The organism is Adlercreutzia muris (assembly GCF_008831045.1).
GTDB classification, from domain to species: domain Bacteria; phylum Actinomycetota; class Coriobacteriia; order Coriobacteriales; family Eggerthellaceae; genus Adlercreutzia; species Adlercreutzia muris.
In genome coordinates this window covers 29370-50774 of the sequence record NZ_WAJS01000012.1, presented here as the reverse complement: position 1 = coordinate 50774, position 21405 = coordinate 29370, and the positions used below count along the sequence as shown (strand labels likewise).

The window sequence follows — 21405 nt, the reverse complement described above, 5'->3', positions numbered from 1 at the left end:
ATACCTTACGGCCTCTGGGCGTTGGGAATCCTTCTCTTACTGCAAGGAAAGCGCGGCATACTCCTCATCGGTGACGGGCTCGCACCACTCGCTCGCGCAGGCGGTGCCCGGAGCCTCGAAGGCCACGTGGCTCATCCAGCTGTCGGCGGTTGCGCCGTGCCAGTGCTTCACGTTGGCGGGGATGACCACCACGTCGCCGGGCAGAAGCCTGCGAGCCGGCTGGCCCCATTCCTGGTACCATCCTTCGCCATCGGTGACGAGCAGGATCTGGCCGCCGCCGTCTTCCGCATGGTGGATGTGCCAGTTATTGCGGCAGCCAGGCTCGAAGGTGACGTTGGCGATGAACTGGGTCTGCGCGGGGTCGGTCAGCGGGTTTAAGTACGACTGCCCGGTGAAGTACTGCGCATAGGCGTCGTTCGGGCCGCCCAAGCCGAAGATGCCGCCATGGGACGTCGGGCTTTCGGTGCCGAGCGCATCGCGGCCGGCGGTCTGGACTACTTTGGTCATGGGGATCCTTTTCGTTGAGGGCTGGGTTCAACGGTATAACTTCGAGTAAACTCCAAGTCAAGTAAGTCTTCGACGTCTACGCGGCCGGCAGCAGGGCGCGGGCGAGCAGCTTGCCGGCCAGCACGCCGGCTACGCAGAGGACGACGCTGGCCAGGGCGTAGGCGCCGGCCACGGCCCATTGGCCGCCTTCGATGAGCTCCAGGGTTTCCAAGGAGAAGGTGGAGAAGGTGGTGAAGCCACCGCAGAGGCCCACTTTCAGGAAGAGCACCGTTTCGCGGGGCAGGGCGGTTGGGGCGAGGGATGCGGCCTCTGCGACCGCGCCGATGACCACGGAGCCGACGAGGTTGATGAGCAGGGTCACGAGCGGCAGGCCCGATGCCAGGGGAATGAGGCCGAGGCCATAGCGGCTCACCGCGCCCACGAAACCGCCCGCCCCCACGCACAGCACGCTCATCATGATGTTGCCCTTTCCCCATCGTTTCCGTTTTCGCCAGTATAGGCGATGGGCGGCTGCAAGGGCGTCCGCGGGCGCTGGGCGCTCGGTTGCCGTGTGGCTGGAGGACGGTTGGCGTGCGGCCGACGGGCGGTGGTCGCACGGTTCGCAGACGGACATGGGGTCTACGAAGCGTAGGTTGCCAGGGCGGTCGCGAGCGCCCATAATCGGCGACGTTCAATATTCGGAAGAAGGAGCACCCCATGACCTCATACATCAGCGGCGCGTCCATCCGCGCCCTGCGCGAGCGGGCAGGAATGACCCAGCGGCACCTGGCCGATCGGCTCGGCATCACCGACAAGGCGGTATCGAAGTGGGAGACGGATCGCGGACTGCCTGACATCACGCTCGTGGAGCCTTTGGCCTGCGCCCTCGGCGTGTCGGTGGCCGAGCTTCTGTCCGGCGAGCAGATCGTGAACGCCAACCGCGCGGGTAACCTGCTGCGGGCGAAGTTCTACGTGTGCCCGCTGTGCGGCAATGTCATCCACGCTACGGGCGAGGCTTCCATCAGCTGCTGCGGCATCGCGCTGCCGGTGCTGGAAGTGGAGAACGCCGTCGACGGGAGGATTCCCGCGGCTCCCGAGAACGCGGCGGCGGCCGACCCGTCCGCTCATCTGCCCCGGGTAGAGGTGGCCGACGGCGAGGTGTATCTTACGATGGAGCACCCCATGGGCAAGGACCACTTCATCAGCTTCATGGCATACGTGACCACTGACCAGGTGTTCTTCCGCAAATTGTACCCCGAGCAGACGGCCGATGCCCGCTTCCCTTACCGCGGTCTCGGCATCATTTTCGCCTATTGCAACCGCCACGGCCTGTTCGCCTGCCGCACCCCGCGCGTCCAGCGCAAGAGCACCGTGCGCCTGATGTAGAAAGGCGTAGTCGATTGAGCTTAGAGCGTGATACCCGTTATAGGGTGTGATCGCCTCGTCAGGCGGCGTCCTTTACCAGGCATAGATGGTCGATGGGAAAAGAGGCGTTTGAATTTGAAGGGGCCGTCGGCCGTTGCCAGCGGGGTCATCCTGATATATAACGCTGTCATGGAAAGACGGTAGGAAAGGGCAAGGTCGGATGACGAAAGAGACGCAGAGGCAGCCGCAATCGGTAGAGCACGGCATTCCGCCGGTGTTCGATGGACGGTCGGAGGTGCTCGTGCTGGGCACGATGCCTTCGCCGAAATCGCGGGAGGCGGGGTTTTTCTACGGCCATCCGCAGAATCGGTTCTGGCGCGTGCTGGCGGCGCTGTTCGACGAGCCGGTGCCCGAGGGCAACGCCGAGCGCACCGATCTGCTGCTGCGCCACCATATAGCGCTGTGGGACGTGCTCGCCTCCTGCGACATCGAGGGCGCCTCCGACGCTTCCATTCGCAACGCCCGGCCCAACGATCTCTCGCGCATTCTGCATGCGGCTCCCGTGCGGCACGTGTTCTGCACCGGCGCCACCTCGGCGCGGCTCTACGAGAAGCTGTGCGAGCCCGTTTGCGGCATCGCGGCCCAGAAGCTGCCCTCCACGAGCCCGGCCAACGCCGCCTGGTCGCTGCCGCGGCTCGTGGAGGCCTACCGTCCCATGGCCGAGGCGGTGACTTGCTTCGAGCCACCGGTGCTGGATGTGTCCGCAGTGGTGGCGCTGGAACGGGCCATCGCCGCCGCCGGCACGCCGCTCGACAGACTCATGCGCCGCGCGGGCCGCTTCCTGGCCTACGAGGCGCGCAAGATGCTGGAGGGGAGAACGGCTGGCGGGAACGTTGCCGCAGAGAGCGGTGCCGCGGGTGCCGATGTGCCGCTAGTCGCCGTTGGCGCCGCAGCGGGCTTCGATGGGTCGGCGGCAGCCGTTGGCGCCGGGCACAGGGGCTTCCGGCGCGAGAGCCCGGTTGTCGTCTTCTGCGGCAGCGGCAACAACGGGGGAGACGGCTGGGTGGCCGCCGAGTACCTGGATCGGTGGGGTATCCCGGTGCGCGTGGTGACGGCGCGGGCTCCCGAAGACCTAAGGGCCGAGCCGGCGCGCTCGGCGGCGCTCAGGGCCCGAGCGGCCCTGAGCGACCGCGCCGCGGTGCTCGTCGCGCCCGATTCCGGTGAGGTTGCCGATCTTTTGGCGACCGCGCCCCTCGCCATCGACGCCATCCTCGGCACCGGATTCTCCCACGATGCGGTGAAAGCCCCCTTCGACAGATGGATTCGCGCCCTGAACGACGCCCGCGTCCGGGGCACCGTGGTGGTGGCCGCCGATGTGCCGAGCGGGCTCTCGGCCCAGACGGGCGCGGCCGCCGCCGACACGGTGCGCGCCGACGTCACGGTCACCATGATCACTCCCAAACCGGGACTGTACATTGTCCGCGATCAAGGTTGCGCTGGGCGAGGCGGTGCCGAGGGCGGGCCGCTCGCCGTGCAGGTGCCTGGCGGCCAGGCGGCCGCAGCAACCGCCCCGCTCGTTCCCGCGCCCTGTTGCGGTCGCATTCGCGTGGCGCCCCTTGCCTATATCGAGCCGCTTCTCGAAGCCGCCGCGGGCTGACCGCAGCGGCGCCCCGGTGCCGTGGCGGCCCGTTCGCTCCGGTTCGTTGCGCTCCTACCGGTGCTCTTTCCGCACCCCGTCGGGAAGGCCCGCTTCGGGAACGTGCAGGGTGCCCGCTTTCTCGCGCCGGCGCAGATCCCGCAGCATGAGGGCCGCTACGGCCAGCAGGGGCAAGCCGCCCACGATACCCGTGCACAAGGGTCCCACGAAGGGGCTGCCGCCCGAGATGGAGCAGATGGTGACGAGGTTCACCGACCCGTTCAGCGCGCCATGGCCGATGGCCGCCGCGAAGGTGGAGCGCGTGCGGATGGTCACGTAGCCGAGGAACACAGCCAGCGCCACGCACCAGGCGCACATCGCCAGGACACCGCCCCAAGGTTCGGTGGGATAACCGGTGCCGTAGTTGTGCCCGAGGGCCACGATGGGTGCGTGCCACAGACCCCAGATGACGCCCGTGACCACCAGGGTGGGCACGATGGAGAGGCGGGTCGCCAGCTTCGGCATGAGGTAGCCGCGCCAGCCCCACTCCTCGCCGAAGGTGGTGACGATGTTGAGCGCGGGCGCGATGGCGCAAGCTCCGAGGAGGCTGACGACCATCGCGAGGGGCGCAGCCGCTGCCTCATTGAACGCTGCCAGAGTCGCTGGGTCGGCGCCGTTCGCCATGGCCGCGGCGCGCTGCGCCTCCACGAAGGAGATGAGGGCGGGATCGAAGTCGCCGGGGAACAGCAGGTAGTACACGGCCCCTCCCGCCAGCACCAGAAGGATCGGCCCGAACCAGGCCACGGCGAACCACGGCAGCGATTGGCGCGGCGGTGTCGGCTTCAGCACGCAGTTCTTGAATCCCTCGCGCGTCACCACGCGCGTGAGCACCACGCCGAGCGCGGGGAAGAGCATGACGAGGGCCACGGCTCCCATGTAGGCCAGCGTCGGCGAGACGAGGTCGCTTATGTAGGGCGCCGTACCCGCTGCCAGGGGATACACCACGAGAAACTCGTAGGCGTAGGTGATGCCGAAGGTGATGGCGAGGAAGATGAGCGCTCGTTTCATGGGGTACCTCCTGGAGCAATTTTGTTCTATTGAAGCTATAACAATTTCTGTTATAATACGAATAGAACAGAAAGTCAAGAGAAAGGGGAGCGCCATGATGCTCGCCGTGGACGGGGCCCTGGAAGAGCCTCTGTACCTGCAGATTCGCAACCAGATCGTGGCCGGTATCGCCACTGGCGAGCTGGAGCCCGGCCAGGCGCTGCCGTCGGTGCGCTCGCTGGCAAGCGACTTGGGCATCAACCTGCATACGGTGAACAAGGCCTACGCCGTCCTGCGCGACGAGGGCTACGTGCGCATGCGGGGCCGCGCGGGCGCCGTCATTGCCGACCCCGCCGCGGCCGATCGCGCCGATGCGGACGAGCGTGCCCAGGTGAAGATGGAAGACGAGCTGTTCAAGCTCGCCCTGGCCCACCGCGCCCGCGGAGGCGCGCGCGGCGCCTTCCTGGAGGCGGCAGCCGCCCAAGCTGCCCGCGCCTACGGCGTGATGGGCGCCTCCGTCGAAAGCGCCACGCCCGGCGCCTCCGCGGCGGACCGCCTCGCAACAGGGGCGTGCGGAATGCCTCTGCAGGGAGCGAGCGTGTAATCGGGCGCAAAATTGCGGAAATGGTGCAAGCCCCGGCTCTGAAGGCCTCTCAAAGGCGGGAATCCCTCGAGTCGTGGCGCATGGTTTCGTTTTTGGTGCAGTTTGGTTCGATTCGACGTTTAGGGGCGACTCGAGATGCACCAAAATCGAAAAAATGCGCCATCTGAGGGCATTCCGTCCGCCACTCGATCCGTGACGCCTCGTTGCATCTGCACCGGGTGCTACTGAGCGAAAGGAAAACCATGATATCCATCGAACCGACCATGATGCTTTTGCTGGGGGTGATCGTGATCGCCCTTCCCCTGACCGGCGCCCTGTTCGCGTTCACGCCCTACCTGATGCCCAAGCGCGAGTGCTTCGCCGTCACCGTGCCCGATGCCGCCCAGGCCGACCCGTATCTGCGTCGCCTCAAGCGCGCCTTTACCGCGAAGGTGCTCGGGCTCACGGCGGCGCTCACCCTGCTCTCCGCGCTCTCGCTGGCCTTCGCCTCGCCCCAGGCTTTCCTCGCGGTGCTCTGCCCGGCGCTTCTCGTGCTCATGGTGGCAGGCTACGCCCTCATGCTGCGTTCCCGTGCGAAGGTGCGCACCTACAAGCGCGAGCGCGGTTGGAAGGCGGCCGGGGAGCAGATGACCGCGCTCGTGGCGGACGAGTCGTTTCCCAAGCCCCTCTCGCTGTGGTGGTGCCTGCTGTACGTGCCCGTCATTCTGCTCACGCTCGCCATCGGCCTTGCCGGCTACGGCGCTATGCCCGAGCGCATCCCCATGCAGGTGAGCCTCGACGGTGCTGTGACCCGCTGGGCTGACAAGTCCCCGGGTGTCGTGGCGTTTCCGGTCATCTTCGCCATGTTCATGGCCGCCTGCTTCACCTTGGGGCAGTGGTCTATCCTGCGCTCGAAGAAGGGGAGCGATCCGACATGTCCGGCGGCCAGCACCTGGGCCTACGGCATGTTCGCCCACGCCCAGAGCATCCTCATCTTGGGAATGGGGCTGCTTGCGAGCCTGATCGGCCCGCTCATGCAGCTCGCGTTCGTCGGCGTGCTCACCTTGGCCCAGACGCTCGTGCCGCTTGTCGCCATCGTCGCGATCATCCTCGTGGCAACGCTCGCGGTGAGTGTCGTGTACGGTCAGAACGGCAGCCGTCTCATCGCGCGCATGGAGGCGAGCGATGCCATGGCCCGCGACGACGACCGTTTCTGGAAGCTCGGCATCCTCTACGTGAACCGCGGCGACGCGAGTCTCTTTTTGCCCGAGCGCTTCGGCATCGGCTGGACGATCAACTGGGGCCGCCCGGCCGCATGGGCGCTCACGGCCGGCTTTGTGCTCGTGACCGCGGCCTTCGTGGCGGCCACGCTGCTGCTCACGTAGGCATGCGTCGTTTCACGGCGTTCGAGCGCGCTCCTCGGGTGCTCAAGCGCCGTTCTTGCGGCAGTCGGCGCGGGGGCGCTCGCAGGTCTCGCAGCGGTGCAGGGGGTGTTCCGCTAGCTCGGCTTCCCAGTCGAAGTCGGGCGGCGGCCCAAGCGGCCCGTCGGCCGCGCCGTCGCCGCCGGCCGTCGCGCCTTCGGGATGGCCGTCCCACTGGTGGGCGCCCATGAGCACCCGGCCCTCCTCGTCGAAGGCCACCCCCTCCGCGGCCAGCATCTTGCGCTGCTCGTCAGGGCCGCCGAAGGCGAAGCCCGTGGCCATGCGGCCGTCCTTGAACACCACGCGGTGGCAGGGGATGCATCCCGGATCGGTGCCCGGCTCCGGGTTGCCGTGCAGGGCATAGCCCACGTAGCGGGCCGCCCGCGGCGCCCCGATCATACGTCCCACCTGGCCGTAGGTGGCCACCTTCCCCGCGGGGATGCGCCGCACCACCGCAAATACCCGATTGGCGAAATCTCCCATGACCGACCTTCCGTGGACGCCCGTTGAAGTTTTGCTGTCAGCATAGCGCAGTTTCTGGTTCCCGAGGGCGCGCGGTGGTATCGTGCGCTAAGAAAACCACGCGGTGCTCGGCGCCGCTTTCCCCGAAAGGTTCGTTATGCTCAAAGTCCGTTCCAAGTACCTGCTGCTCATCGCGGCCGCGGTGTGGCTTATCGCTGGAAGCCAGGTGGCCCGCATGGGCATCGAGGCCATAGCCGCGGGCCAGGGCAATCTGTGGCTGCTGCTTCTCGGCATTCCCGCCACGTTCCTCGTCTTCCATATGATGTTCTCGAAGCTGGTGGGCAAGCATGCCGCCCGCATCCGCAGCTACGGGGAGGAGAAGATGCATGTGCTGAAGTTCTTCGACGTGAAGGGCTATGTCATCATGGCCGTTATGATGGGCGGCGGTGTGGCCCTGCGCTCTTTCCACCTGGTGCCCGGCTGGTTCATCGCGTTCTTCTACACGGGGCTCGGCATAGCGCTGGCCCTGGCGGGCATCGGGTTCGTCGTGCACTACGCGCACCGGAACGGGTGCATCACCTGTCCGGTGACGGGCAAGGTGCGCGAAGGGTAGGAGGGGCACCGCCGAGGGGCGCGGCACCCGATTCGCAGTGCCTCTGGTCGAACGAAAAGGCCAGGCGAATTCGCCTGGCCTGTAAGGGGAGGGCGCCGTGTAGGGAGGGCTACTTGCCCTTTTTCTCCCAGTAATGCTTGCATTCCTCATATTGCATGGGATTTTTCGGTTCCATCTTGCCGGTGAGGGCGTGAATGACGGCATAGCGGCCCATGGTCATGTAGATGCCGCAGCACAGGCCGCCCTGGGCGAGGTTCCACTCGAGGCCGCCACTCACACTGCCCGCGCCCGATCCCACGGAATACAGGCCCGGGATGGGCTCACTGTTCTCGTCGACCACTTGGCAGTTCCCGTTAACTCCAATGCCCGAATTGATGGCCGAGCAGCGAATCCATTGACGTGTGCCCCAGTACGGCGGTGTGTCGATGGGCTTCATGAGCTCAGAGCTCAAACCGAACTCCAGATCCTCGCCGGTCTCGCACATCTTGTTCCAATCCTCGACGCTCTTCTTCAGGGCATCGACGGGAATGTCAAGTTGCTCGGCCAGTTCATCAAGCGTATCAGCGCGATAGGTATCGGTGAGGTCGGGGTATACGTTCTCGGGATCTTCCTTGAACCCGGGAATGTAGTTCTCCAGGGTCTTTACGCCCATCGACGGCGGCAACTCGTATTTTGCCTGGTAATCGTTATCAAAGATGCGAACGAAGCGGCCCGGATCCTCGACATCTAGGGAGCGTTCGCGCAAGGTCAAATCCCAGCTTTCCATGGGGATGTCCTCGTTCATGAAGCGCTTGCCGCTCTCGTCGAGGGCCATGAAGGGCTTGCGAGTGAGGAGCATGGGCTGGGCATCCATGTCGTGCATGGTCTTCGCGTGGTTCACCGGGCAAATCCGGCCTCCTGCCAAAGCTGCCATGAGGATACCGTCGCCCGTGCGGCCGGACTGCTTGCGACCAAAGCGCGCGACATCGGGGGACAGCGCCTTGACCATGTTCTCGTTGTTCTGGTAGTCGCCTGCGGCGATGATGACGGCTTTGTTTGCGATGAGCTTGACGTAGCCGTCGGAGTTCTTGCCGATGGCGGCAACTACGCGGCCCGAGTCGTCTTTCTGAAGCTGCACGCACGGAGTGCCGTAGTAGAAAACGGCGCCTTCCTTCTCAGCTCGCTGGGCAAGGGTACGCATGAGAGTGCCATGGTTGTCGGGCTTCGGGCCGTAAGACTTCAAGACGGCTGTGCATGTGCCCTTGTCGCCTTCGTACTTATTGGCGGTTGCGGAAACGTTGTAGGACGGGAAGCCCTCTTCGTCCGAGCGCGTGAGAATCCACATGGCGGTTTCTCCCGAATGGTCCATGAACAACTGGAGAAGATCACTCTGCATGCGATAGCCGCCTGACTTGCGCCATGCCTGGATGTACTGCTTCATGCCCAGCGGGTTCGACTCTTCGAGGATAATGCCCGACGAGCCGTTGCCGTTAGCCTGGGCGCTGTCCTCGCGCTGCAGGCAGGCAACGGTGGCGCCCTCTTCAAGGGCGGTCAAAATGGCGGGCACGCCGGCTGTGCCCGCCCCGATAACCACGATATCGTAACGAGCTGGGGGCGCCGATGTTCTGAAGAGCATAGGCGTCCAAAAAGGCGAGTACGTTGAGGGAGAGCGCCTTACGCTGCTCTGCTGGATTTTCTTCGTTCTGCTCTTCTTTGTGGGCATGGCGGTTATCGTTGCGAGTCAATCCTATGCGCTCGGTGGCCATATCGTCGTTGTCGCGCGGAGTGGGCTCGATTTCCTGCTGTGGATCTTGCTGTGCGGCATTGCCGCAAGCGAGCGCGTGCGCACGTGCCGACTCTTTCTCGTATGCGGCGTGCTTACCGAAATTGCATCATGGACCATAAGCTACCTGATCATTCCCTTGGCTGCCACGGAAAGCCAGGAGTTTTTCTCATCGTTGGGCGGGCGCAGTATCTTGCTCAGCCTGTTCTTCTTGCTCGCAATGCTCACGCTCACGTTCGGCGCGCTTTCCCTTAATCGCGAGCCGGTGGCCACAAGCGGGACGGTGGCCGATATGAAAGCGGATCGACCGGATGCCATCGCCCCCGAGCTCGTCGGTCGGTACGGACTCTCGAAGCGTGAGGCGGAGGTTGCGTGGCTCTACGGTCAAGGCTATAGCCTCTCGAAAGTCGCAAGTCGGTTGTTCATCTCAACGGGAACGGCGCAAACCCACATCAAGAGCATTTATCGGAAACTTGACATCCATAGCCGCAACGAGCTTATCGAAATTATCCTGCCGCGCTAGACGAGCCGATAGATCACTTGCTTGTTGCCGATCAATCCGCTAAGCATTATCATGGCTGGGTTGGCCGTAAAAGGAGCCGACGGGATTATCCATCAACTGAAGGAGCGGGAATGAAACTGAAGGCAAAGATCTTGGCTGTGGCAGCTTGCGCGATTGCCCTGACCGTGGCTCTCACGGGCTGCGGCGGCGGTGGCAATTCCGCCGACAACGCCGCGAATTTCCAGGGCAACTGGGTGCTCACCAGCGGTAACGTGGACGGTCAGGAAGTGACTCCCGAGGTCATGGACGAGGCCGCCAAGCTCGGCATGTCCATCTACATGCAGTTCAACGAGGACGGCTCCTGTGTGCTGAACGTGCTGGGTAGTGAGATGCAGGGCACCTGGGAGGCCAAGGACGCCACCACCGTGTCCTTCACTTTCGAAGGCTCCACGGAGCAGGCCAAGCTGGAGGGCGATGAGCTCGTCATGAGCTACGGCGACGACAACATGCACTTCAAGCGCGGCGACATCCCCACGGCCGCCAGCGAGACCGAGCAGGGCGCCGAGCAGGAGGCTACCCCGGAGGCCTAAAGACCTGCGGAAACGCTTCCCTATGTGGAAACTGAGAGCCCGCCGCACCATGCGGCGGGCTCTTTTTGTGCAATTGCACAAGAGGACGAGAGGTATTAAATCTAGGCATTATACGGGTATGATAGGTGTTCAGATGATCCTTTTGATCAGAAAGTGCTACACTGTAATAGTGCACCAGCGGAGGATTTTCGGATGATCTGTCAATGGGAGCGTACCATGGATGAGATGTTGCAGGTTTGGGCGATGACATTCGACCGCAGCCCGCAGCCCTTCGGCATCGTCGAGGTGCTCGTCGACGACGACGGCCGCCCCTACGATGCGGCCTACCGCTACCTCAATCCGGCCATGGCGGCGGTGACCGACCACACCGTGGAAGAGCTCACCGGCGCGCTCATGTACCTCATGTGGGGCGGCGATCCCACCTGGCTCGAGCACTTCTACGAGGCGGCCTTCGCGGACCGCGTCGTCCAGTTCGAAACGCTCTCCGACATGCTGCAGCAGTTCTTCCGCGCCGAAGCCTTCCCCGTGGCCCCGGGTCTGTGCGGCTTCACCCTGCAGGATGTGACGAGCTGGATCGTGCCGGCCCAGCGCTCGCTCGATAAGGCCGGCGCGGGCCTGTTCTTCTACGATATGCGCTACCGCCAGCTGCTGCTCACCGACTCGGCCCGCGAGCAGAGCGGAGTGGATACCAACTACATCAGCCTCCCTGAGTTCATCGAGCTTACTTTCGGCGCCACCGCCGGCGATGATCTGCTCCGCCAGATGGAGAACTTCCTCGACGACCAGACGAGCCTCTACCAGGAGGGCCAGCTGCCCGACGGGCGCTGGCTGCGCATCAGCTTGGATCACACGGGCCATTCGGAGCGCTTCGCCTACGGCTTCGTGGAGGACTTCACGCGCACCAAGCAGGCCGAGCAGAAAAGCGAGCAGTACGTAGAGGTCATCGACAGCCTGGGTGCCGAGAACTTCGCGCTGTATTTGGTGGATCTGGAAACCAACGAGCTGGAAGTATATCGTCGCGGTGCGGATAACGCGACTCAGTTTGCCCTCATCAGCGAGCAGGAGGGTGACTATCCGGTCGCTATGGAGCGCTACATCGATACCTACGTGGTGGAAGAGGATCGCGCCCGCGTGCGCGCTGAGGTGGGGCCCGATGCGTTGTGGCGGCGCCTCGCTGAAGGCGATGCCGATTTCTCGGTGGGCTACCGGCGCCTGTTCGGGGACGAGGAGCAGTACGTGGAGCTGCGTATCATCCGTCTTCCGCGGCCGAGCTCCAAGGTGATTCTCGCAGCGCGCAACGTCACCGCCGAGATGCGCGAGCAGCTGCTGCAGAAGCTGGCGCTGCAGAACGCGCTCGATCTGGCCGAGCATGCCAGCCGGGCGAAATCGACCTTCCTCACCAATATGTCCCACGATTTCCGCACGCCGATGAACTCTATATCGGGATTCGCCTCCATTGCGCTCGACCACTTGAACGATACCGACCGCGTGCGCGACTGCCTGCGCAAAATCATGGTATCGAGCGATCACTTGCTGAGCCTCGTGAACGATATCTTGGACGTGAGCCGCATCGAGAGCGGCAAGCTGTCATTCAACGAGGATGTGGTCGATCTAGCCGAGGCGGCCGAGGAGGTGGCCGCGATGTTCGGTGACAAGGCCGAGGCCTCGGGCATCGATCTGACGGTAAGCACCTCGGGGCTTTCCCACAGCCGGGTGGTTACCGATCCGCTGCGACTCAGCCAGGTACTTGTGAACACCGTCGGCAATGCCGTGAAATTCACGCCGGCCGGCGGCCTGATCACGGTGACCTTCAGCGAGAGCGGCGAGGCGCCTCGCGGGTTCGGCAGCTATGTTATCACGGTGAGCGATACCGGTTGCGGCATGACGCCGGAGTTCCTCGACCGCATCTTCCTGCCTTTTGAGCGCGACGGGTTGGGCTATGCCAACCGAACCGAGGGTACCGGCCTTGGTATGACCATCACCAAGAGCCTCGTGGACTTAATGGGCGGCGAGATCCAGGTGGAAAGTACCGTGGGCCGCGGCTCCACCTTCACCATCACGCTGCCGCTGCGCCTGGCATCGCCGGAAGAGGTGTCCCGCGAGGAGGCGCGGAGCTCTGCGACTGATGAGTGCCGCCGCGATTTTACGGGCTGCAAGGTGCTCGTGGTGGACGATGACGATCTGTCCCGCGAGATCCTCATGGAAATTCTGAAGGACTACGGCTTCGCGGTGGAAGAGGCCCGCGACGGCGACGCGGCCGTGCGCAAGGTGGCCTCGGTGGTGCCGTTCTACTACGATGCGGTGCTCATGGACATGCGCATGCCCCGCATGGACGGCGACGAGGCCACGCGCGAGATACGCGCGCTCGACCGCCCCGATGCCGCCAGCCTGCCCATCATCGCCGAGACGGCCGATGCCTTCGAGGAAGGGCAGCGCCGCGCCCGGGAGGCCGGCATGACGGCGCTGACCACCAAGCCTTTGAACACCCACGCCCTCATCGCCCTGCTCGCCGAGCACATTTCAGAGAAGTAGGGGAAGGCGGCGCGCCCCTCCGTCGTTGGAGTCCACTTTCTTATGGGCGGCGGGACGGTGGGTGGCGTCCGTTTCGGTCCTTGCGGTCGGGGCGTGTCAAGCTGTAGAAAACAGGAAGGGGAGCCGAAGCGCTTCGGTTCCCCTTCCTTGTGCATGTATGAGTGCGAGACGTGTGCAGCCGCGAGATCCTAGGCCACCGGCGGGGTGCCCTCCCAGTTGCCGGCGATGGCGTCGATCATGATGCGGGCGCCGAAGGGCAGCTTGCCGCAGCCGACGACCTTGCGGGCCGGCTTGTGGTCGCCGAAAAAGGCGGCATAGGCCTCGTTCATGGCGTCCAGATCGGCCAGGTCGGCCAAAAACACGTTCACCTTCACGATGTCTTCCACCACGTGGTCCACCGACTCGATGATGGTCTTCACGTGGGCGAGGCACTGGGCGGTCTGCTCGGCCGCGCCGCCGGCGATCAGCTTGCCGTCAGCGCCGAAGGGCAGCTGGGCAGAGATGTTGTTGTAGTGGGAGAAGGCCACGGTCTGGGTGGAGAAGGGGCACTTCGGGGCGGCGTCGGTGTTGTTCGCCTCGATGATGAGACCGTGACGGTCCTCGATGGCCTGGGGCGGGGTGCCGTCGCCATGGGACACCACGGCCTCCACGGCCACGTCGCAGTGGAAAGGCAGATCCTTCACGGGCACCACGGTGCGGGCCGGCAGGTAGTTCACGGCGCGGGCGATGCCGGAATCGGGGAAGAAGGTCTTGTACACCTCGTTCACGGCCTCCATATCGGCGAGGTCCTTCACGAAGATGGTCACCTTCACGATGTCGTCCAGCGGTACGTCCACCGACTCCAGGATGGCCTTCACGTTCTTCAGGCACTGGGCGGTCTGGGCGGCCGCATCGCCCAGGATCGGGCGACCCGACTTCGGGCACAGCGGCAACTGCATGGTGATGTTGTTGTAGTGGGAGAACGCCACGGTCTGGGTGGAGAGGGCGTCGTAGGGAGCGGCATGGGTGTTGTTGGTGAGCTTCACCAGGTCGCCGGCCTGGGGCACGGACTGAGTGCCCTCGCCGTTATCCACAAGGGCCTCGATGAACACGAGGGCGTCCTGGGGCAGGGCGTCCACGGCCACCACGGTGCGGGCGGGCTGGTAGGTGGGGAAGAAGGAAGCCTGCACCTTCTCCACGGCATTCAGATCCATGATGTCGGCCAGGTAGACGGACAAGCGGATGATGTCGTTCATGTCGTGGCCGATGCTCTCCACGATGGCCTGGATGTTCTTGAGGCACTGCTCGGCCTGCTCGGCAGCGCCGCCGGCCACGATGGCACCCGTCGCCGGGTCGATGGGCAGCTGGGCCGAGAGGTTGTTGTAGTGGGAGAACGCCACGGTCTGAGAATAGAGGTCGCTTACGGGCGCCTTCTCGGTGTTGCGGGCCACTACCACGTTCGGATCGGTCATTGGTACCCCCTTCAAGGTAGAATGTGCACCGTTTTGTGCAAGTGCATTAAACTTTACGGGAAGGGTCATTGTCAATGCCGTTGGCCGATAAAGGAGCCATATGCAGGTATTTGACAGAATGTCAGGCATCAAGCGAGAGAGAAACCACAGGTCATCATCGACAAATAGTGCACTTGAACAAAAATATTCCTTTTGTGTGCGGCGCCTCTCGCGCTGCGGCGGCGTTGAAGGCGCCCACGGCTTTGCGGCGGTGTCGGGGGGCGTGCGGCGCTGTGGGGATACCTTGGAGGGGGCGTGCCTCGAGGCCCCGACGCGCTAGGATGGCCTTTCCAGAGAGAGGAGCGATGCCGGAATGTTGAAGTTGCACGTGCTGGCCAGCGGGAGCCGCGGCAATGCGGCCATTGTGGAGAACGGGCGCACCGGGCAGGGCGTGCTCGTGGATTGCGGCATCTGCAAGCGGGAGTTCCTCGATCGGGCCGCCACCTGCGGCTTCGACCTGTCGGGCCTGGCCGCCGTCGTTATCACCCACGACCACGGCGACCACGTGAAGGGCCTCGGCGTGGTGCTGCGGGGCCTGGCGAAGGCCGGCGTGCGTCCGGCGGTGTACGCGAGCGAGGCGGTGCTGGCGGCTTCGGCGCCCCTGCGCGACGCCGTGGCCAGCGTGGGCGTTTCCTGCCGGGTCTTTGCCGCTGGCGACCGGTTGCCTCTCGCGGGTCTTGCCGTGCGTCCCTTCGCCACCTCCCATGACGCGGCTGCCTCCTTCGGCTTCCGCTTCGACGAGCCGGTGCCCCGGGTCGAGGAAGGCGGAGCGCCCGAGGTCGCGGCCGATGCCCTCGGCTTCGTGACCGATACGGGTTTTATGACCGACGAGGCCTCCCGGGTCCTGGCGGGGGTGCGCCTGCTGGCGCTGGAGAGCAACCACGACGATCGGATGCTGCGGGAGGGGCCCTATCCCTATCCGGTCAAGCAGCGGATCGCCTCGGATCGGGGCCATCTTTCCAATGAGCAGGCCGCTCGGGCCCTGGTGGATCTGGTCCACGAGGGGCTCGAGGCCGTCGTGGCCATGCACGTGTCCCAGGAGAACAACACCTACCGCCTGCCCCGTGAGACGCTGGAGCGGGCTCTTGCCGAAGCGTCTCCGGCTCTGGCGCCGCAGGTGCGCGTGACGGTGGCCTTCCAGGATCGTCCCGTCACAGTGGCGTGACAGATTGACCCGCGCCGTCCTTCCCGAGGCGGTGGTGCCCTATGCTGAGCCCATAGCGTGAGGCACGGGGTTGCGCGGCGGCCCTGGGAAAGGAGCTTCCTGTGGCTGAGAGCGCAGTGCGCCCCGCGTCGGGCATCGGACGGAACCGGATGCTCAAGATCATCGGCATCGTCTTGGCTTCGGTGGCCGCCCTGGTTCTGGCGGCGGTCATCGGGCTCAACCTGTACGTGCGCGTGGCCTTCGGGTCCTTCTACAACCAAGCTGAGCGGGAATTTGCCATACCCGGGGTGGACAGCGGCTTCGTCTGCCAGGACCTCGATCACCTCCAGGGGAGCGATGCGTGGCTGTTCAGCGGCTATATGGTCGATAGCGGCCCCTCGCCGCTCTACCGCCGGGCGGTGGATGGCGCCATCGCGCGGCTGCTCGTGCAGACGCCGGACGGCGAGCTCTACCAGGGCCACGGCTCGGCCATCACGAGCACCGACCAGTACGCCTATCTGGCCTGCGAGGAGGGCTATCTCGTGCTCGACGCCGAGGAGGTGGCCACAGCCGCCGACGGCGCCACGGTGCGGGCCCTGGCCCGGGTCGAGCTCGATTTCTCCCCGGCCTTCATGAACATCGAGGGCGACACGCTGCTCACGGGCGAGTTCTACTTTCCTGGCGACTACGAGACACCGAAGAGCCATCGCATCGCCACTCCCGACGGCGCAGAGAACCCGGCGGTCATGTACGCCTATCCGCTGGATCCCAACGCCCCCTTTGGTGTGGCCGCCCTGCCCGAACGGGTCTATTCCATTCCCGGCATGATTCAGGGGGTCTGCACGGCGGGGGAGAACCGCCTCGTGCTGTCCCAGTCTTACGGCGTCGCCCCCTCGCACCTTCTGGCCTACGATATCGCGCATCTGGCTCCCTCGGGCACGTTTACGGCCGATGGCGCCGAGGTGCCCCTCTACTGCCTGGATAGCCGCAGCCTCGGGGCCGATGTGGAGGCGCCGCCCATGGCCGAGGGCATCGAGTCTTACGATGGCCGGGTGTACGTGTCCGACGAGTCGGCGAGCAACAAGTACTTCTTCGGGAAGCTCTACGGTGCCGGGGTGGTATATTCCCTGGCCATGGAAGGGTAGAAGAGCACGGAAAAAAGCCCCGGACAGGGGCTTGCATCTTCATTATAGGGCACGGCTCGTCCCGTGGGGAGGAACCTTGCCGCGATACCCGGCAGCCTGCAGGGCGATACCGCGAAAACGCCACAGTCGCGCGGGGGTGCGCGGGGCGGCAGTGGTGTATACTCGATAGTCGCATTTTTCCGGAAGACGCGGCGGTCCGAGCCGCCGCCGACGCAAAGGAGCCCCTGTGATTAAAGAGATCATCACCGACGAGGACATTCTGTCGAAGCCCTGCGAGCCGGCCACGGCCGAGGACGCCTCCATCGGTACCGACCTGGTGGAGACGCTGCTGGCCAGCGACGAGGCGGTGTGCCTGGCCGCCAACCAGATCGGCGAGACGAAGTGCATCGTCGCCTACCTGAACGAGGCGGGGCGCCCGGTGGTCATGTACAACCCGAAGGTGACCCAGAAGCTGAAGCCCTACACGGCGGTGGAGGCGTGCCTCTCCCGCGAGGAGCCCACGGCGGTGCAGCGCTACGACTGGGTTCGCGTGAGCTACGACCGCTTCCAGGACGGCAAGCTCGTGCCGGCCAAGAAGAAGCTCGAGGGTAACGCCGCCCAGGCCGTGCAGCACATGATCGACCACTGCGAGGGCATCCTTGTCTAGCGCCGCGTCCGATCCCGAATTTACCACCGAGCAGGCGCACTTAACGGAGACCTACGGAAAGCTGGAGAAGATCGGTCGCGATGCCGTGGCGGCTATGGAGGCCGTGGCGGCCCAGGCGGCCGAGGACAAGAAGTCCATGGCCGACGAGCTGGCCGTGAACTTCGCCACCTGGGACGACATTCTGGAGACCCACGCCGACATCGTGGCCATGAACAACATCATCGAGGCCCACGACATGGCCAACTCCGTGCAGGCCGAGCGCCTGCGCGCTGTGGAGGTGCTTCTGCGCGAACCCTACTTCGCGAAGATCGCCCTGCGGTTCAAGGAGGGCGCGCCAGCCAAGGAGCTCTATATCGGCTCGGCGGGCATCTCGGACGAGAACTACCGTCGCCTGGTGGTGGACTGGCGCAGCCCCGTGGCCGAGGTGTACTACAATCAGGCCATGGGGCCGACGTCGTACGTGGCCGACGGGCGCGTCATCCACGCCGACTTGCTGCTGCGCCGCCAGTTCGAGATCGATCGCGACCAGCTGCTCGGTTACTTCGATTCCGACGTGGCCATCGAGGACAAGCTGCTTTTAGCCTCGCTTTCCCGGGGTCGCTCCGCCCACATGCAGGCCATCACGGCCACCATCCAGAAGGAGCAGAACACCGTCGTGCGCCATGCCGACGTGCCGGTGCTCCAGGTGGCGGGCGTGGCGGGCTCGGGGAAGACCTCGGTGCTCATGCAGCGCATCGCGTATCTGTTCTACCAGCATCGCGGCACGCTCGACCCCACGCAGGTGTTCCTCATCTCGCCGAATCCGGTGTTCGGCCGCTACATCGACCGCGTGCTGCCCGATCTGGGCGAGCGCAACCCCGAGATCCTCACCTGGGCCGAGTTCTTGGCGCCGCTTCTACCCGCGGGGCGCGGGGCGGGGGAGGGCAACGTCTCCTACGAGCGCCTGCGCGCCATCGACGCGGCCCTGGCGCGCTTCGCCTTCGAGCGTTCGGACTTCCGCGATATCACGGCGGCCGGCACGCGCCTTGTCGGCGGCGATGCCGTGGCGAAGGTGGCGGCGAAGTTCGATCATTTGCCCGCCGGCCCGCACCGCGTGACGCTCATGAACGAGGAATTGGAAACGCGCTTGCAGAGCCGGCTTGCGAGCATTGCGGCGGCCGAGGACACCCACGACGAGATTTCCGACCTTCCCATCGAGGAGCAGCTGCGGCTGTTCGGCGAGACTTTCGACCCGCAGAGCGAGGAGGAGGCCCGCACGCTCGTCCTCACCTACGTGCGCGAGAAGTACGCGGCCGGCATTCAGCAGGTGCGTGCCATGGACTGGCTCGACATCGACGAGATCGCCCGTCGCCTTCTGGGCTGCGACGGGCTCACCTCAGTGGAATGGGTGTATCTGAAGATGGCGCTCACGGGTATGGGCGACCCCGATGCGAAGTACGTGATGATCGACGAGGTGCAGGACTATTCCGAAGGTCAGCTGGCCGTGATGGCCCGCTATTTCCGCCGGGCGAACTTCCTGCTTTTGGGCGACCCGAACCAGGCCATCGCCGAGGGCACGGCCGGCTGGGGCGAGATCCGTGCCGTGTTCGAAGCCGAGCGCGGATCGGTGGACGAGTGTCGCCTCATGACGAGCTACCGCTCCACCCCGGCCATCACCGATCTGTTCGCATCGCTGCTGCCGCCGGACGAGGCGGTGGAGGTGTCCTCGGTGCAGCGGGAGGCCGCCCCGCCGGAGATCGTCGTGGCCGCGGACGGAGAGGCCTGGGCCGCCGAGCTGCGGCGCGTGGCCGATGAGGCGGCCAACGCCGATACGCTGACGGCCGTCATCGTGCCCTACAAGAGCGAGGCACGGCGGGTGGCAAAGGTGCTGGGAGAGGCCGCTGTGGTGCTCGGCGAGCGCGACAGCCTGCCCGATGGCGGCGTGGTGGTGCTGCCGCTCAAGTTGGCGAAGGGGCTGGAGTTCGACCGCGTCATTGTCCCCGATGCCTCGCCGCAGGTGTTTCCCGCCAGCGACTTGGCCCGCCGGCGCCTGTACACCACTATCAGCCGCGCCACCCGCCACGTCACCATCCTCGCCAACGGCGAGCTCACGGAACTCTTGAGGTAGTTATGACGAAAAGGCAATCGTTGACGATGCGCAGTTTGCACTACTACTGGCTGGCGACGCGCAACCACCTGGGGCTGTTTGTGGCACTGGTGGCTTCCACGATCGGGTTCTGCGGGTTTCTCACTTACGGCAACCCCTACGTGATGAGTCTCATCGTGGATCGCATCAGCGCGGCACCGGTGGCCGCCGACGAGGTGTTCACCGTGTTCGGGCCCTATATCGCGGCGCTCATCGCCATCAACTTCGCCGGCCAGGCGTGCTCCAAGTTGCAGGACTACACGTTGTGGAAGTTGCAGATCGCCGTGAACTACGACTTGGCCACCACAGCCTTCGACTGCTTGTGCAACCAGTCGCTGTCGTTCCATTCCAATCGCTTCGGGGGCACGCTCGTGAGTCAGACCTCGAAGTTCATGGCCGGCTACACCCAACTTCTGCAGACGATGAACTTCCCGTTTCTGCCCATCCTGTGCTCCATCACGTTCACCTGCATCATTCTGCTGCCGGCCGTGCCGGTGTACGCGGGCGTGCTCATGGCCATGCTCGCGGTGTACGCGACGGTGAGCTACCTCATGTACAAGCGCATCCTGCACCTGAACGAGAAGGCCGCCAGCGCCCAGAACCAGCTGTCGGGCGAACTGTCGGACGCGGTCACGAACATCCTGGCCGTGAAGACCTACGGGCGCGAGGACTACGAGCGGGGGTTGTTCGACACGGCGAACCGCGAGGTGGTGGCCCGCGACTCCAAGCGCATGCGGGCCTCGCTCGCTCGCGGCGTCACCACGGCGGCCATCACCGTGGTCATCATGAGCGTGGTCACCGTGTTCATCTCGGGCGGCAACGCGTGGTTCGGCATCACGCCGGGCACGGTCATCCTCATGTTCACCTACACGAACACCGTCACCAACCAGTTCAACTTCATCAACACGGGCCTGCAGCGCATCAACCAGGCCTTCGGCGACGCCTCCGGCATGACGGCCGTGCTCGACGAGCCGCGGCTGGTGGCTGACAAGCCCGGCGCGCGTCCGCTTTCCGTGGAGCTTGGCGACATCGACTTTAAGGACATCAACTTCTGGTACACCGACGGCGATGTGAAAACCCAGGTGTTCAAGGACTTCAACCTGCGTATTCCCGCCGGTCAGCGCGTGGGACTGGTGGGTATGAGCGGCGCGGGGAAAACCACGCTCACGAAGCTCTTGCTGCGGCTGGCCGACATCCAGGAGGGCGAGATTCTGGTGGACGGCCAGAACGTGGCCGATGTGACCCAGACGAGCCTGCGCCGGCAGATCGCCTACGTACCCCAGGAGGCGCTGCTGTTCCACCGCTCCATTGCCGAGAACATCGCCTACGGGCGGCCCGATGCCACCATGGACGAGATTCGCGAGGCGGCCCGTGCCGCTAACGCGCTCGAGTTCATCGAGGCGCTGCCCCAGGGGTTCGACACCATTACCGGCGAGCGCGGCATCAAGCTCTCGGGCGGTCAGCGCCAGCGCATCGCCATCGCCCGCGCCATGCTGGCCGATTGCCCCATCCTCGTGCTGGACGAGGCCACAAGCGCGCTCGATTCCGAGAGCGAGGCGGCCGTGCAAGAGGCTCTGTCCAACCTGATGGAGGGGCGCACCTGCATCGTGGTGGCGCACCGGCTGTCAACGGTGGCGAGCCTCGACCGCATCGTGGTGCTCTCCCACGGCAGGATCGCCGAGGACGGCCCTCATGCCGAGCTCGTGGCCAAGGGCGGCGACTACGCCCGCCTCTGGAACCGCCAAACCGGCGCCTACGGAGAAGAGTAGGGAAGCGGGGTTGTGCCCCGCTTCCCTCCGCGTAGTTCCTGGTTTGCCATCGTGGTGATTCTCCGGCTCCGAACTTTCCCGCTTTGT

The 21405-nt window shown here is 65.0% G+C and carries 19 protein-coding genes; 13 read left to right on the top strand and 6 right to left on the bottom strand.

Translation table 11 applies throughout. From position 1 onward, the window contains the following. Positions 1-36: 36 nt before the first annotated feature. Positions 37-507 (bottom strand): cupin domain-containing protein, encoded by a 471-nt coding sequence (locus tag F8D48_RS04935; RefSeq protein WP_151430175.1) that lies wholly within the window; start codon positions 505-507, stop codon positions 37-39. A gap of 76 nt (positions 508-583) precedes the next feature. After that, a complete protein-coding gene (gene crcB / locus F8D48_RS04930) occupies positions 584-964 on the bottom strand; it encodes a fluoride efflux transporter CrcB (protein ID WP_151430174.1) in 381 nt (126 codons plus the stop codon). A gap of 239 nt (positions 965-1203) precedes the next feature. Between crcB and F8D48_RS04925 the strand changes: the two genes are divergently transcribed. Continuing rightward, positions 1204-1872, top strand: coding sequence for a helix-turn-helix domain-containing protein (locus tag F8D48_RS04925; protein ID WP_151430173.1), 669 nt, complete (start codon positions 1204-1206; stop codon positions 1870-1872). 199 nt (positions 1873-2071) lie between these two features. Beyond that, positions 2072-3508 (top strand): DNA-deoxyinosine glycosylase, encoded by a 1437-nt coding sequence (locus F8D48_RS04920; RefSeq protein ID WP_151430172.1) that lies wholly within the window; start codon positions 2072-2074, stop codon positions 3506-3508. A gap of 54 nt (positions 3509-3562) precedes the next feature. Here the strand turns inward: F8D48_RS04920 and F8D48_RS04915 are convergent, their stop codons facing one another. Then, positions 3563-4555: a CPBP family intramembrane glutamic endopeptidase gene (locus tag F8D48_RS04915; protein WP_151430171.1), complete on the bottom strand. Its 993-nt coding sequence runs from the start codon at positions 4553-4555 to the stop codon at positions 3563-3565. Positions 4556-4649: 94 nt separating this feature from the next. Here F8D48_RS04915 and F8D48_RS04910 point away from each other — a divergent pair, with 94 nt between their 5' ends. After that, complete coding sequence (locus F8D48_RS04910) at positions 4650-5138, top strand: GntR family transcriptional regulator (protein WP_151430170.1); 489 nt, start codon at positions 4650-4652, stop codon at positions 5136-5138. 242 nt (positions 5139-5380) lie between these two features. Next, entirely contained in the window at positions 5381-6502 is a 1122-nt protein-coding gene (locus F8D48_RS04905; RefSeq protein ID WP_151430169.1) for a DUF1648 domain-containing protein, read from the top strand. A 42-nt stretch (positions 6503-6544) separates the two neighbouring features. On the opposite strand, the gene F8D48_RS04900 is transcribed toward F8D48_RS04905, so the two are convergent. After that, positions 6545-7021, bottom strand: coding sequence for an MGMT family protein (locus F8D48_RS04900; protein WP_135969745.1), 477 nt, complete (start codon positions 7019-7021; stop codon positions 6545-6547). A 136-nt stretch (positions 7022-7157) separates the two neighbouring features. Here F8D48_RS04900 and F8D48_RS04895 point away from each other — a divergent pair, with 136 nt between their 5' ends. Further along, positions 7158-7613 (top strand): hypothetical protein, encoded by a 456-nt coding sequence (locus F8D48_RS04895; RefSeq protein ID WP_151430168.1) that lies wholly within the window; start codon positions 7158-7160, stop codon positions 7611-7613. A gap of 109 nt (positions 7614-7722) precedes the next feature. Here the strand turns inward: F8D48_RS04895 and F8D48_RS04890 are convergent, their stop codons facing one another. Beyond that, entirely contained in the window at positions 7723-9228 is a 1506-nt protein-coding gene (locus F8D48_RS04890; protein WP_240806231.1) for an FAD-dependent oxidoreductase, read from the bottom strand. 85 nt (positions 9229-9313) lie between these two features. Here F8D48_RS04890 and F8D48_RS04885 point away from each other — a divergent pair, with 85 nt between their 5' ends. The 3 genes from F8D48_RS04885 (at position 9314) to F8D48_RS04875 (ending at position 12999) form a co-directional block, all read left to right on the top strand. Then, complete coding sequence (locus F8D48_RS04885) at positions 9314-9898, top strand: response regulator transcription factor (protein ID WP_151430166.1); 585 nt, start codon at positions 9314-9316, stop codon at positions 9896-9898. 110 nt (positions 9899-10008) lie between these two features. Continuing rightward, positions 10009-10467 carry a hypothetical protein gene (locus F8D48_RS04880; protein WP_135969741.1) on the top strand — a complete coding sequence of 153 codons (459 nt, stop codon included), beginning with the start codon at positions 10009-10011 and terminating at the stop codon, positions 10465-10467. Between the two features lie 192 nt (positions 10468-10659). Next, positions 10660-12999: an ATP-binding response regulator gene (locus tag F8D48_RS04875; protein WP_151430165.1), complete on the top strand. Its 2340-nt coding sequence runs from the start codon at positions 10660-10662 to the stop codon at positions 12997-12999. 188 nt (positions 13000-13187) lie between these two features. On the opposite strand, the gene F8D48_RS04870 is transcribed toward F8D48_RS04875, so the two are convergent. Next, positions 13188-14450 carry a RidA family protein gene (locus tag F8D48_RS04870; protein ID WP_151430164.1) on the bottom strand — a complete coding sequence of 421 codons (1263 nt, stop codon included), beginning with the start codon at positions 14448-14450 and terminating at the stop codon, positions 13188-13190. Between the two features lie 352 nt (positions 14451-14802). On the opposite strand from F8D48_RS04870, the gene F8D48_RS04865 reads away from it, so the two are divergent. The 5 genes from F8D48_RS04865 (at position 14803) to F8D48_RS04845 (ending at position 21318) form a co-directional block, all read left to right on the top strand. Then, a complete protein-coding gene (locus tag F8D48_RS04865; RefSeq protein ID WP_135969738.1) occupies positions 14803-15654 on the top strand; it encodes an MBL fold metallo-hydrolase in 852 nt (283 codons plus the stop codon). A 101-nt stretch (positions 15655-15755) separates the two neighbouring features. Continuing rightward, complete coding sequence (locus tag F8D48_RS04860; protein ID WP_135969737.1) at positions 15756-16778, top strand: hypothetical protein; 1023 nt, start codon at positions 15756-15758, stop codon at positions 16776-16778. Between the two features lie 226 nt (positions 16779-17004). After that, positions 17005-17424 (top strand): peptide deformylase, encoded by a 420-nt coding sequence (locus tag F8D48_RS04855; protein ID WP_135969736.1) that lies wholly within the window; start codon positions 17005-17007, stop codon positions 17422-17424. After that, entirely contained in the window at positions 17417-19531 is a 2115-nt protein-coding gene (locus tag F8D48_RS04850; protein ID WP_240806230.1) for a HelD family protein, read from the top strand. The genes F8D48_RS04855 and F8D48_RS04850 overlap by 8 nt, the downstream gene beginning before the upstream one ends. 26 nt (positions 19532-19557) lie before the next feature. Then, a complete protein-coding gene (locus F8D48_RS04845; protein ID WP_240806229.1) occupies positions 19558-21318 on the top strand; it encodes an ABC transporter ATP-binding protein in 1761 nt (586 codons plus the stop codon). Positions 21319-21405 lie beyond the last annotated feature (87 nt).

Bases quoted from the DNA above. Each gene is read 5' to 3' on its own strand.
- F8D48_RS04915 (WP_151430171.1), bottom strand. From the start codon at position 4,555: ATGAAACGAGCGCTCATCTTCCTCGCCATCACCTTCGGCATCACCTAC.
- crcB (WP_151430174.1), bottom strand. From the start codon at position 964: ATGATGAGCGTGCTGTGCGTGGGGGCGGGCGGTTTCGTGGGCGCGGTG.
- F8D48_RS04905 (WP_151430169.1), top strand. From the start codon at position 5,381: ATGATATCCATCGAACCGACCATGATGCTTTTGCTGGGGGTGATCGTG.
- F8D48_RS04845 (WP_240806229.1), top strand. From the start codon at position 19,558: ATGCGCAGTTTGCACTACTACTGGCTGGCGACGCGCAACCACCTGGGG.
- F8D48_RS04910 (WP_151430170.1), top strand. From the start codon at position 4,650: ATGATGCTCGCCGTGGACGGGGCCCTGGAAGAGCCTCTGTACCTGCAG.
- F8D48_RS04925 (WP_151430173.1), top strand. From the start codon at position 1,204: ATGACCTCATACATCAGCGGCGCGTCCATCCGCGCCCTGCGCGAGCGG.
- F8D48_RS04885 (WP_151430166.1), top strand. From the start codon at position 9,314: ATGGCGGTTATCGTTGCGAGTCAATCCTATGCGCTCGGTGGCCATATC.
- F8D48_RS04895 (WP_151430168.1), top strand. From the start codon at position 7,158: ATGCTCAAAGTCCGTTCCAAGTACCTGCTGCTCATCGCGGCCGCGGTG.
- F8D48_RS04900 (WP_135969745.1), bottom strand. From the start codon at position 7,021: ATGGGAGATTTCGCCAATCGGGTATTTGCGGTGGTGCGGCGCATCCCC.
- F8D48_RS04880 (WP_135969741.1), top strand. From the start codon at position 10,009: ATGAAACTGAAGGCAAAGATCTTGGCTGTGGCAGCTTGCGCGATTGCC.
- F8D48_RS04920 (WP_151430172.1), top strand. From the start codon at position 2,072: ATGACGAAAGAGACGCAGAGGCAGCCGCAATCGGTAGAGCACGGCATT.
- F8D48_RS04890 (WP_240806231.1), bottom strand. From the start codon at position 9,228: ATGCTCTTCAGAACATCGGCGCCCCCAGCTCGTTACGATATCGTGGTT.
- F8D48_RS04870 (WP_151430164.1), bottom strand. From the start codon at position 14,450: ATGACCGATCCGAACGTGGTAGTGGCCCGCAACACCGAGAAGGCGCCC.
- F8D48_RS04935 (WP_151430175.1), bottom strand. From the start codon at position 507: ATGACCAAAGTAGTCCAGACCGCCGGCCGCGATGCGCTCGGCACCGAA.
- F8D48_RS04865 (WP_135969738.1), top strand. From the start codon at position 14,803: ATGTTGAAGTTGCACGTGCTGGCCAGCGGGAGCCGCGGCAATGCGGCC.
- F8D48_RS04875 (WP_151430165.1), top strand. From the start codon at position 10,660: ATGATCTGTCAATGGGAGCGTACCATGGATGAGATGTTGCAGGTTTGG.